Here is a 12,180-nt window from a genome sequence, read left to right on the forward strand (position 1 = left end):
GCGGCATTACCTCGGCCGTAGCAGCTTTGGTTGGCTCAGGAAGTGCCAGCCGCGCCGCGGCGCACAGCAAGCGGCGCAGTTTCCCCGTATTCACCATTCTATCTTGCCTTTCCAAATTCGTGTTCATGCCCGCCGATTCCTCTTTGCCTGCCACTGCGCCGCTGGGCACCCTTGTGGTGCTAGGCGGCGGCGACGACGACCCCATGCTGGCCCTGCTGGCCCGGCTGCTGCCCGACCGCAACTCGCCCATTGAGGTGCTCACCACGGCCAGCCGCCGCCAGCCCGCTCGCACCGCCGCTGCCTACGCCCACGCCTGGAACCAGCTGGGCTGTCCCCACGTGCGCCACCTGCAAGTCGACGAAAACAACCCCGCCGACGACCCGGCCACCCTGGCGCGCCTGCGCCGCGCCGCCCTCGTCTTCATGAGCGGCGGCGACCAGGAACGCATCACCGATTTCCTGCTCGGCACCGAATTTCTGGCCATTCTCAAGCACAAGCACCAGGCCGAGGCCGGCTTCATCGTGGCCGGCACCAGCGCCGGTGCCTCCGCCGTGGCCGATTTTATGCTCGTGAACGGCCACGGCTGGCGTAGCCTGCTGGCGGGCCACGTCGACGTGAAGCCCGGCCTGGGCCTGCTGCCGGGCGTGCTGCTCGACCAGCACTTTGCCGAGCGCGGGCGCTACCCGCGGCTCATGCACGCCGTGCTGGCGCAGCCCACGCTGCTGGGCATTGGCCTCAGCGAAGAAACGGGGCTGGTCATTCGCGCCGGCCACCCCGCCGAAGTATTCGGCGAAGAAGCCGTGGTGATAGTAGACGCCGCCGCCGCCACCCACAACAACCTGCCCGACCTGCCCGATGACCAAGTCATCAGCGGCCACAACCTGTGCCTGCACCTCATGGTGGCCGGCCAGCACCTCGACCTGGTCACGCGGGAGGTGAAGGCGGGGTAGGGGAGACGGACGATAAGAAAAAGTGGATAGCGTCTGTCATCCTGAGCGCCGCGAAGGACCTTCTCACGCCTGCGCTGATTGAATTGCTGCAAATCGTTCTTCGGGGAGAAGGTCCTTCGCGGCGCTCAGGATGACAGACGCCCTCCTTTCCCTGCCTCCCCTCCCCACGGGCACCAAAGCGTCCTACATTTGCGTTGATGCGGCGAAATTATTTGGTGCTTTTCATGCGTAATCTTCGTTTGTGGCTGCGGCCGCTGCGTTTTCTGGGTATTTTGGTAGTGGCACTCACGCTCCTGCCGTGGGCGTGCACACGCAAAACCGTGTCGTTCAAAAGCACGCCCGACGAACCCGTGGCCCTCGTGGCCGACACGCTGACGCGCACGGCCGACTCGCTCAACGGCAAGCCTTCGCTCAGCACGGCCCGCAAGGTGGTGCTCACCAAAGAGCAAGAAAAAGCCGCCAAAGACGCAGAGAAAGACACCCAGCGCAAGGCCAAGAAAAAGCCGAAAAACGTCTTTCTGGGCGAGAAGATGAAGAAGGCCTTCGTGAAAACCGGCCCCAAGGGCCGCAATCAGAAAATCGCCATCTTTTACTTCCTGAAGTATCCCAAGGTGCTGAGCGACTATGCGCCGGCGCATTATTACTACGACACCAAAAAGCACAAAATCCTGAAGCTGGCGGCTGTGGAAGAAGACGCTACCAACCTCAAGATTCTGCATGGGCCGTACAAGGTGCTGCAGAACAACAAGGTGCTCGAAACCGGCTTCTATGCCTTGGGCACCAAGCACCTGCGTTGGGAGACCTTCGATAAAAACGGCGTGCTGCTCACCAAAACCCACTACGAGATGGGTTTCCCGCGCGATGCCAACGTGAGCTACTACGGCGAAGACCGCAGCAAAATCAACGAAGTGGTGCCCTACGTAAACGGCAAATTGGAGGGCGACTACGCCAAGTTTCTCGTGAACGGCCAGCCCGACTGGCGCGGCCAGTTTGAGAACGGCAAGCGCGTGGGCATCTGGACCAAGTACTGGGGCTTTCGCGGCCGCCGCCACTACGAGTACCAATACGCCGAATCCGGCTACGACCCCGAAGTGACCGAGCCCGAGCTGGTGCGCGAGTACAACCGCAACGCCACCCTCATCTACGACAAAGAGAAGAACCTCGACAAGCGCGGCCAGCCCGAAGCCGAAGACCGGCCGGGCCAAACCCGCCGCCCCGGCTACACGCCCCGCACCGTGCCCAAGGCGTCTCCTAAAGTAACGCCCCGCAAGAAGTAAGCTTTAGGCTCAGTAAAAAGCATCCTCAAAGTGCTCAAGTCGGAAGCCCTGGCTCAGCAGGGTAAGGGCCACGATGTCGAAGCGGATGTCGCCGCGCCAGTCCAGTTCCTCCTGCAAATGCGTGGCGGCCAGCCGAAACAGCTCCTTCTTGCGGGTCGAAACAAAAGTTTCGGGGGCGCCGAATTGGCCCGACGACCGGGTTTTTACTTCCACAAACACCAGGAGGGCGTTGCCTTGGCGCAACACCAGGTCGACTTCGGCGCGGCCGTGGCGGTAGCCGCGGGCCAGCACCTGGTAGCCTTGGGCCAGAAAAAAGTCGGCGGCCGCGGCCTCGCCGGCCTGGCCTAATTCGTGAGGGGCGTGGGCCATGGGTAAGAAGGGTCGGAAGGGCTTGGTTGCACCAGCCCCGGCGCAAGCCGCCGCAAGCTAACCGAAGGCGCGCGCAAGCCAATGCCTACGGCGCTTAGTACCTTTGCGTCCCGTTACGTTTTCCCTTGCCCATGGCTTCTTCAGTAGAACAGGTTCCCGCGCCGCCGCACGACGCCCTCGGCCCCGACGACGCGCAGCCCACCACCAACCGGACGGTGGAGGTGCGCCGCCTGGGCCTCGTAGACTACGTGCCCACCTGGGAGTTGCAGGAAGCGCTGATGGCCGGCACACTGGCCATCAAAACCCAAAACCGTGAGGCCGAAACCACCGGCGCCCCGCACCAGGCCACGCCTAACTACCTGCTGCTCTGCGAGCACCCGCACACCTACACGCTGGGCAAAAGCGGCAAGCCCGAGCACCTGTTGCTCGACGATGACGCCCTCATGGCCCATCAGGCCAGCTTCCATCGCATCAACCGGGGCGGCGACATCACCTACCACGGTCCGGGCCAGCTGGTGGGCTACCCCATTCTCGACCTCGACAACTTCCGCACCGACATCCACTGGTATCTGCGCATGCTGGAGGAGGCCGTCATTCGCACCCTGGCCGAGTACGGCCTGAATGCCGGCCGCATTGCCGGCCTCACCGGCGTGTGGCTCGACTGGGAAGAAGGCGCCCCCAATCCCCGTAAAATCTGCGCCCTGGGCGTGAAGTGCAGCCGCTGGGTCACCCTGCACGGCTTCGCGCTCAACGTAACGCCCGACCTGTCGTATTTCGGCCACATCGTGCCCTGCGGCATCACCGACAAAGCCGTGACCTCGCTGGCCCGGGAGTTGGGCCCCGGCGCGGCCGTGTCGGTGCCCGAGGTGCAGGAGCGCCTCCTGCCGCACCTGCTGGCCCTGCTGGGAGCCACCGAGGCCGCCACATTCTCCCAATTCGCCCTGCCCACTACCTAAGCCGTGAAACAAGATATTTCCTTCGACCCCGTAGAAGGCGTTTCGGTCGCCATCATCCCCGACAGCGACGCGCTGCCCCCCGACGGCCAGACCCTGTGGCAGGTGTACTTGCTCAACCACAACGATTTCCCGCTGGAAAACGTCATCGTGAACGCCAACGGCTACGGCCAGCAGCCCGACGGCGAAAAAGTGCGCACCTCCACCTTGCGCTACGTATTTGAGGAAGTGGGGGCCCGCACGGCCGTGCCCGTCGAGCCCATCGACCCGGCTTTGTTTCACCTCAACAACCAATACTGGGTGAGCTATTACCACGGCACCCAGATTTTCGACAAAAAATTCATCTTCGTGCCCGATTCCATCGTGCCCGACAACTTCACCCACATCGCCCTGCTCGACCAAACTGGGGTGCTGCACAGCTAATAAATCTGCCTTCGGGTAGCGTAAGTCATTAATTGTAACTATTGTATATGAGTCATTTCGATATTCCGCTGGGTTTGTCGTGGATGTGGGCGTTGCTGGTGTCGCTGTTCGCCGTGCCGTCCATCATCTACATCGCCCACCTCAAAAACATGCTCGACACGCCCAACGGGCGCACCGTGCACCAGTCGCTCACGCCGCGCCTGGGCGGGGTGGCCGTGTTCGCCGGGTTCATGTCGGCCCTCACCATCTTCGCGCCCCTGCAAAACGGGGTGAAAGAGCTGCTGGCCGGCTGCATCATCCTGTTTTTTGTGGGGCTGAAAGATGATTTGGTGGGCATGTCGGTGGCCAAGAAGTTTGTGGGCCAGCTCCTGGCCACGGGCATTGTGATGATAATGGCCGATGTCCGCATCACCAGCTTCCAGGGCATTTTCGGCATTGGCACGCTGCCGGTGGGCGTCAGCTACGCCTTCACCCTGGGCGTTATCGTGGGCATCACCAACGCCATCAACCTCATCGACGGCCTCGACGGGCTGGCCGGCACTATTGTGCTCATTATCTGTGGCACCTTTGGCTACTACTTCTACCAATACGGCGGCCCGTACTACAGCAACTACGCCTTCGTGGCACTTTGCCTCATCGGCGGCCTGCTGGGTTTCCTACGCTATAACTTTCACCGGGCCCCCATTTTTATGGGCGACACGGGCTCGCTGGTGTGCGGCTTCATCGTGTCGGTGCTGTCCATTCAGTTCATCGAGATGGGCTTGCACGTGGGGCAACCTTTCGGGGCGGCGGCTCCTTCGGTGGCCGTGGGCATTCTGTTTGTTCCGCTGTTCGACACCCTGCGGGTATTTTCGTTGCGCATGCTGGCGGGTCGTTCGCCCTTTTCGCCCGATAAAAACCATATTCACCACCGCATCCTGGCCATGGGCTTCCAGCAAATCAGCACCGTGCTGCTGCTGGGCCTGCTCAACGTGCTGGTAATATTGTTCGTCATCCGCTTCGCCCATTTGGGCAACACCATCCTCATTGCCGCCCTGGCTGGCTTCTCGGCGCTGCTGAGCGTCTTCTTTGGCGTGTACCAAAGCCGCATCTCCCGCCGGCAACTGCTGGCCGCCGAAAGCGGCAACTAACGTCCTGACTATGTGGCGCGCGCGACGCATCTGCTGGCTGCTGGCGTGGGGCTTGTGCCTGGCCCTGGCCGGCACGGCACGCCCGGCGCGCGCCAGCGAGTACCGGCAGCTGCCCCCATCCACGCCAACTTCTTTGTCGGCCGACTGGCTGATTCACGACGCCGCGCGCAACCGGCTCATTTTCTATCTGCCGGGCTACCACCAGCCCGCCCACGCCTACTACCAGTGGGTGCGCATCAGCCGCAACCAGCCCTTCCCGCTGTCGTTTGCCGCCCAGCCGGGGCTGAGTTTGTTTCTTGACAACCAGCTCATTTTCAACGCCAAATCGGCAACAACTTACTCCCTCGATTTGGCGCGGCTGCTGCCGGCGCAGTTGGCGCCGGGCACGCACCTGCTGGCCGTGTGGCAGCCCGACGGCTCGCCAGCGCTGGCGTCGTTCTCGGGCGTGAGCGCCAGCAGCACTGCCCCCGGCCAGGCCGAGGCGCGCGCGGGGCTGGCCCAGCCCCGCGTGCCCGCGCCGCAGGGCCAAAACGTGTATCTGGGCTTTTTGCTGGTGCTGGGGCTGTCCTACGGGGCCGTGCGCGCCACCTACCAGCCCGGTCTGGCTCGCATCTTTCAGATTGACGAGCTATTCAGCAGCGGTGCCGACCAGCAGGCCTTCCTCGCCAAGCCCGCCTTCTCCCTCCTGAACCTGTTGCTGGTGGTGCTGTTCGCGTTTTCGTTCGCGCTGCTCCTCACCGCCCTGCACACCGACCTGCAGAACCTGCCGCTGCTACGCCGCTTCTTCGACGTGCCCGAAACCGCCATCGTGGCCCGAGTGCTGCTCTACGCGGGCGTCATCACCGTATTCGTGTTCGGCAAATACGTGTACGTGGCCCTGCTGGCTTACACCTTCGGGCTGCAGGGGCTGGTCAACGTGCAATACCGGGAATTTTTGCGCACCACGCTGCTGGCAGGCTTATTTCTGCCGGTGGTGCTGCTGCTCTACCTCAGCCTCAACAGCGGCTACCCGCAGGCCGTGGCCTGGGCCGCTAGCGCCGCCATTGCCGTGGTGCTGGTGGGCACGGTGCTGCGCGTGGCCCACACCTTACACCAATATGCCTCCCTGCTAAATCTCCATTTGTTTGCCTACCTTTGCGCAACTGAAGTACTGCCTTTATTGGTTTTACTCAAACTTATTGTCTTTACGTACTGATTGGCCTTAGCTTCGCAATTTGCCTTCGTGCATACTCCTCCTCTTATTGTCCTAGCATTACCCTTTTTCTTCCTGTATGGCCGAGAGTGCAGATAAGCCGGGCACAGGCCGGCATGCCAAGCGCATCAGTAGCATCCTGGTTACCCAGCCCAAGCCCGCCAACGACGTTTCTCCCTACTTCGCCATTGCCGAGAAATACGGCATCAAGGTCGATTTCCGGGAGTTCATCGAAGTGCAGCCGGTGTCTTACAAGGACTTCCGACGCGAAAAAATCAACATCCTGGATTTTACAGCCGTGATTTTCACGAGCCGTAACGCCGTGGACCACTTTTTCCGCATTTGCCAGGAAGCCAAGCTGGAGATGCCCGCCGAAATGAAGTATTTCTGCATTTCGGAGCAGACCGCCAACTACTTGCAGAAATACATTGTGCTGCGCAAGCGCAAGCTCTTCGTGGGCGAGCGCACGGCCGCCGACTTGTTCGATGTAATTAAAAAGCACAAGGGGGAGAAGTTCTTATACCCCTGCTCGGACATCCGCAAGGACGACCTGCCCGTGTTCATGCGGGCCAACAACCTGAAGTTCTCGGAAGCCGTCATTTACCGGACCGTGGCCAGCGACTTATCTGACCTGGCCGAGGTGAAGTACGACTGCATCGCCTTTTTCAGCCCGTCCGGCATCAGTTCGCTTTTCATCAATTTCCCTGATTTTGTGCAGGACGGCACCCGCATTGCTGCGTTTGGCCCCACCACGGCCAAAGCCGTCCTCGACGCCGGCCTCATTCTCGACATCGAGGCGCCCCACCCCAATGCCCCATCCATGACCGGGGCCATCGAGGCCTACATCCGGCGCCATGCGCAGCCCGATGTGGGCAAGCCCAATTCCAAAAACGCTAAACCCAACGCCTGATTCAGGTAAATGGTTGAAAACCGGAGCAACCCACCTTTGCCCCGGTTTTTTTTGTCCAAGTTTTTTGGCCGCGCTTTTTCCCTTACATTTGGAAGCGAGTCTTTCGCTCGTAACCACCCAACTTCCACCTCCCTCTTCTTTCACACCCCCGTTACCACCTGTCCTATGAAAGGAACGTTACTCGCGACCCTCTTTTTCGCGGCCGCAGCTGGCTCGGCGTATGCTCAGCAGCAGCCTCAGTTCACCCACTATGCTTTCAACGGCATGGCCCTGAACCCGGCCTACGCCGGCATCAAGGGTTACGGGGAATTCAACCTGATTGGACGTTATCAGTACTTCAACTACGGCACTTACGGCGACGCCAACGGCTCGCCCCGCACGGGTCTCTTCTCGGCTTCCATGCCCGTTCTCGCCACCGGTGGGGGCGTGGGCGCCGTGGTGTACTACGACCAAGTGGGCCAGTCGAAAATGACCAACGCCGCACTGTCGTACTCACAGCACATTAAGCTGGGCGAAGGCAAGCTGGGCATCGGCATCCAGGGCATTTATACTTACCTGAGCAAAGGCACCTACATCGCCATCGACGAAAATGACGTGAACGTGCCCAGCGGTGCTTCCGACAACAAGTTCGACGCCGGCGTAGGCCTGTGGTACGAGTCGCCGAAGTTCTACGCGGGCTTGAGCATGAACAACCTGCTCCGCTCGCAATACACCTTCAAAAGCGCCGGCAACGTTGGCACGCCCAACAAGTACATCGCCGAGAATCACGCCTACTTTACGGCGGGCTACAATATCGACGCCTCGTCTTCCGTTGTAGTGACGCCGACGGTATTGGTGAAGTCCGTACTGCCGGGCGATTTTTCCAGCAGCAGCAAATTTAGCAACTCCAAGAACTACTCCTTTGAAGGTGGTGTTCGGGCCACTATCGACGACAAATATTGGATTGGTGCCAACTATCGCACCGAAGAATCCGTTTCCGGCCTGCTCGGCATCAGCTTTGCCAAAGACAACGCTGTACGCTTAGGTTACGCTTTCGATTTTATTGCCTTCAACCAGGATGCCCGCGCGTTCAGCTCGCACGAAATTATGCTCTCCTACCGCTTGCCTAAGGCCATGGTGAATACCCGTCCGGCCATTCGCACGCCCCGTTACAGCTTCTAATTTTCCTATTTCTCGTTCGGCTCTCAGAATGAGCATTATCCTATTCGGTTAGGATAAATTTTAGGCGGCCTCGCAAAATATAAAACGGATTAACCGAGTTATTTGCGCTATTCAGCGTGTTTGCCCCGAATTTGGTCGTGTGCAGCAAAACTTAGGTATTGCACAGTTTCCTAATTCAGTGTAGATTTGCCAGCCCATCTAAATGTACTTTAGCGGTATCGGTATCTAAAAACAGAATTTTAACACACATGAACAAGCTTCTAGCATTATCCCTTTTCGCTATCTCCGGGACGTTATTAGGTGGGTGTTTTGGAAAAGGACCCACGGGTGACCTGGTTGGTTCTGAAGACCGCCCCTTCTTTATTCCCCAGGAAGTGCCTTATGGCATGGTACCCTGCCCCGGTGGCACGTTCCACATGGGCCAAACCGACCAAGACATTTCGGCCTCCATGGTAAACATGAACAAGCAGGTGACCATCGCCGGCTTCTACATGGACGAAACGGAGATTACCAACAACGAGTACCGCCAATTCGTGGACGCCATCAAGCAGGATTCGCTCGACGTTCTGGGCGAGGAGTACGTGATGACGGAACTCTACCCCGATACCACGGTGTGGGTGCGCGACTTCACCTACCACATGGGCGACCCGCTGCTCGAGTACTACTACACGCACCCCGCTTTCGATGACTACCCGGTGGTGGGCGTCGACTGGTTTGCCGCCAAATACTTCTGCAACTGGCGCACCAAGTTCCGCAACGCCGCGCGTGAGGAATCGGGCTATGCCAACGACCCCAACTTCCGCCTGCCCTCCGAGGCCGAGTGGGAGTACGCCGCCCGCGGCGGCCGCGACCTGGCTACTTACCCCTGGGGTGGCCCGTACCTGCGCAACACCAAAGGCTGCATGCTGGCCAACTTTAAGCCCGGCCGCGGCGATTACGCTTCGGATGGCTTTGCTTACACTTCTGAAGTGGGCTCTTTCTTCCCCAACGACTTCGGCCTGTACGACATGGCCGGCAACGTGTCGGAATGGTGCGACGACGCCTACATGGAAGCCTCGGTGCCGGTGGTATGGGACTTGAACCCCACCAACCCGGACGACAACGAACCGCGCAAGGTGGTGCGGGGAGGTTCCTGGAAAGACATTGCTTATTTCCTCGAAACGGGCACTCGCAACTTTGAATACCAAGATTCGGCACGCTCCTATATCGGCTTCCGCTGCTCGATGATTCAAATTGGCATGGGTACCAACAGTTCCCTCAACTAATCAGCAAGTCTTATCATAACCACCCTCCCCTTCTAACACCTTCTTCAACCCCTTTCAACAGTTAAATTCTCATGGCAGCTAAAGGAAGTTTTCTCTATGATACGCTGATGCCCAAGATTTATGGCATCGGTGCAGCCGTTGTTATCGTCGGTGCATTGTTTAAAATTGAGCACTGGGCCGGTGCTGATACTATGCTCATCGTAGGTCTGGGCACTGAGGCCGTTATCTTTTTCCTCAGCGCATTCCAGCCGCAAGCCAAAGAGCACGACTGGTCGCTGGTGTACCCCGAGCTGAGCGAAGGCTATGACCCCTCGACCGGTAGCAACAGCCTCTCGACGGAGAGCTCGGCCAAGGGCTTGACGATGAAGCTCGACGACATGCTGAAGAACGCCAACGTAACTCCCGAAGCCATTTCGAGCCTCGGTCAGGGCCTGAACCGGCTGAGCACCACCACCTCGCAGCTGTCGCAGCTGGGCGAAGCCACCAACGTGACCGACGAGTACACCAAAAAAGTACGCTCGGCTGCTGATTCGCTCGAAAAAATCAACGTGGCTTACTCCAACACCGTGGACGCCATTTCGGCCATGTCGAACGCCACCTCGGATGCCAAGGAGTACCACATGCAGGTGCAGAACGTGACCAAAAACCTGGGTGCGCTGAATGCTGTGTACGAAATGGAACTGCAGGATGCCAACACGCACCTCAAGTCCATGAACCAATTCTATGGCACGCTCAGCAAGGCCATGGACAACATGACTCAAGCCGGCAAAGACACCGAGCAGTTCCAGAAGCAGGTGGCCGACCTCACGGGCAACCTCACTTCGCTGAATCGTGTGTACGGCAACATGCTGAACGCCATGCGGGCCGGCGCCCAAGCCTAAGCGCTTTTTATCATCCTCTCCACAAATTTTAGCGGAACCAGATAATGGCAGGCGGAAAAGAAACACCGCGGCAGAAGATGATTGGCATGATGTACCTCGTGCTAACCGCTCTTCTGGCGCTCCAAGTGAACTCAGCAATTCTGCTGAAGTTCAAATTCATCGATGATAGCCTCTTGGGCGTCAACGATAAGACCTCGGTTGGCGCCGACGGTACCGTGAAAGGTATCCAAGCCGCTGTTCAGAAAAACAACAACCAGCCCCGTGACCTCGCGGTGTTGAAGCAAAGCGAGGAAATTCGGGCCAAAACCAAGGAATTGGTTTCTTACCTGCGCGACGTGCGGCAGAAGCTGCTTGCTGCTACCGAAAACAAGGAAGGTCAGGAAATGACCAACCTGAGCGGTGAAGACAAAGTGGCCATCACCATGCTCGGCGGTCAAAAGCACAACGGCATCGCCTACACGGGCCTGAAGCCGAAGCTGAACGAATACTCGGAGTTCATCAAGCAGTATGTGCCCACGGCTACGCCGCTGGCCATCGACGCCAAAGACGACCCCCGCGTGACGGAGAAGGCGCAGAAGAACAAAAACTTCGCGGAGCTCAACTTCGAAAATACCCCGGTGGTAGCCGCTCTGGCCACCATCTCGCAGAAAGAGACCGAAGTGCTGAAATACGAAGCTGACGCTTTGTCGGCCCTGGCCCAGAAAGTAGGTGCCAAGACGATTGTGTTTGACAAGATTGGTGCTTTCGCCAGCGCTGAGTCCAACACCGTAGCCGCCGGCACCAAGTACAAAGCTGAACTGTTCCTGACGGCTTCGGCCTCGACCATCAGCCCCCGCATGACCCTGAACGGCAGCCCGCTGTCGGTAGGCCCGGATGGCAAAGGCAAGGTGGAGTTCACGGCTCGCCCCGGCGCATTCGATGCTTCGGGCAACGCCAAAGCTTCGTGGACGGGCACCATCCGTTTCAACCAGAATGGCCGCGATACCACCTTTACGGTGAAAGTGCCCTACACCATCACCAAGCCGGTGATGCAGATTCAGTCGGCTTCGGTACAGGCCCTGTACTTCAAGTGCGGCAACAAGCTGAACGTGTCGGTGCCCGCGCTGGGCGCCCAGTACAAGCCTAGTTTCTCGGCTTCGGGCGCTGCGGCTATCCCCGGTTCGAAGACCGGCGACGTGACGCTGATTCCGAATTCGAAGGAAGTGACCCTGAACGTAAGCAGCGGTGGCAACGCCATTGGTTCGCAGACTTTCCAGGTTCGTCCTATTCCTAAGCCCACCATTCAGTGCTTCGTAGGCGGCCGTGAGGCCAACGAGAAGCAGGGTACCCCGGGTACTGCCGTGCGCTCGATGACGCTGAAGGCTGTGCCGGATGCCGGCTTTGCTACTTTCCTGCCCGATGATGCTCGTTTCCGCGTGACCCGCTACGAAGTGACCCTCGTGCGCGGCCGTCGCCCGGCGCTGGCTACCAAAACCGTAAACGGCCCTCAGGCGGACCTCAGCGATGTGGTGAACGCCTACCGTGACGGCGACCGTCTCTATGTAGAAGTGAAGGAAGTGCAGCGCATGAACTTCCAAGGCAGCACCGAGCCGGTGAGCGTTTCCAAGCAGTTCAATATCCCCCTGCTGTAATATTTGTGGCTTGTCCACGTTAGCGAACTATCCTACAA

General features: G+C 59.3%; 12 protein-coding genes. 11 read left to right on the forward strand and 1 reads right to left on the reverse strand.

Annotated elements, in window-relative coordinates; translation table 11 throughout:
- Positions 1-125: 125 nt before the first annotated feature.
- Both IC234_RS16390 and IC234_RS16395 read left to right on the forward strand, forming a co-directional pair.
- Positions 126-950, forward strand: a complete 825-nt coding sequence (locus IC234_RS16390; RefSeq protein WP_190926664.1) for a cyanophycinase — start codon at positions 126-128, stop codon at positions 948-950.
- Positions 951-1,174: 224 nt separating this feature from the next.
- Positions 1,175-2,227, forward strand: a complete 1,053-nt coding sequence (locus IC234_RS16395) for a toxin-antitoxin system YwqK family antitoxin (RefSeq protein WP_190926666.1) — start codon at positions 1,175-1,177, stop codon at positions 2,225-2,227.
- 9 nt (positions 2,228-2,236) lie between these two features.
- Here IC234_RS16395 and IC234_RS16400 read toward each other — a convergent pair whose 3' ends face one another.
- Positions 2,237-2,596, reverse strand: coding sequence for a YraN family protein (locus IC234_RS16400; protein ID WP_190926668.1), 360 nt, complete (start codon positions 2,594-2,596; stop codon positions 2,237-2,239).
- 131 nt (positions 2,597-2,727) lie between these two features.
- Here IC234_RS16400 and lipB point away from each other — a divergent pair, with 131 nt between their 5' ends.
- The 9 genes from lipB (at position 2,728) to porM (ending at position 12,142) form a co-directional block, all read left to right on the forward strand.
- The gene (gene lipB, locus IC234_RS16405; protein ID WP_190926671.1) at positions 2,728-3,552 is read left to right on the forward strand and encodes a lipoyl(octanoyl) transferase LipB; all 825 of its coding nucleotides are present in this window, start codon (positions 2,728-2,730) and stop codon (positions 3,550-3,552) included.
- Positions 3,553-3,555: 3 nt separating this feature from the next.
- Entirely contained in the window at positions 3,556-3,972 is a 417-nt protein-coding gene (locus tag IC234_RS16410) for a hypothetical protein (protein ID WP_190926673.1), read from the forward strand.
- Positions 3,973-4,019: 47 nt separating this feature from the next.
- Positions 4,020-5,102: an MraY family glycosyltransferase gene (locus IC234_RS16415; RefSeq protein ID WP_223827728.1), complete on the forward strand. Its 1,083-nt coding sequence runs from the start codon at positions 4,020-4,022 to the stop codon at positions 5,100-5,102.
- 10 nt (positions 5,103-5,112) lie between these two features.
- Positions 5,113-6,297: a DUF4271 domain-containing protein gene (locus tag IC234_RS16420; protein WP_190926675.1), complete on the forward strand. Its 1,185-nt coding sequence runs from the start codon at positions 5,113-5,115 to the stop codon at positions 6,295-6,297.
- Between the two features lie 76 nt (positions 6,298-6,373).
- Positions 6,374-7,204, forward strand: a complete 831-nt coding sequence (locus IC234_RS16425) for a uroporphyrinogen-III synthase (protein WP_190926677.1) — start codon at positions 6,374-6,376, stop codon at positions 7,202-7,204.
- Positions 7,205-7,369: 165 nt separating this feature from the next.
- On the forward strand, positions 7,370-8,365 hold the full coding sequence (locus tag IC234_RS16430) for a PorP/SprF family type IX secretion system membrane protein (protein WP_190926679.1): 996 nt from the start codon (positions 7,370-7,372) through the stop codon (positions 8,363-8,365).
- A gap of 248 nt (positions 8,366-8,613) precedes the next feature.
- Positions 8,614-9,630: a T9SS ring complex lipoprotein PorK/GldK gene (gene porK / locus IC234_RS16435; protein WP_190926681.1), complete on the forward strand. Its 1,017-nt coding sequence runs from the start codon at positions 8,614-8,616 to the stop codon at positions 9,628-9,630.
- Between the two features lie 107 nt (positions 9,631-9,737).
- Positions 9,738-10,511, forward strand: coding sequence for a type IX secretion system motor protein PorL/GldL (gene porL / locus IC234_RS16440; protein WP_190926684.1), 774 nt, complete (start codon positions 9,738-9,740; stop codon positions 10,509-10,511).
- Positions 10,512-10,555: 44 nt separating this feature from the next.
- Entirely contained in the window at positions 10,556-12,142 is a 1,587-nt protein-coding gene (gene porM, locus IC234_RS16445) for a type IX secretion system motor protein PorM/GldM (protein ID WP_190926686.1), read from the forward strand.
- Positions 12,143-12,180 lie beyond the last annotated feature (38 nt).

The organism is Hymenobacter armeniacus (genome assembly GCF_014699055.1).
GTDB classification, from domain to species: Bacteria; Bacteroidota; Bacteroidia; order Cytophagales; family Hymenobacteraceae; genus Hymenobacter; species Hymenobacter armeniacus.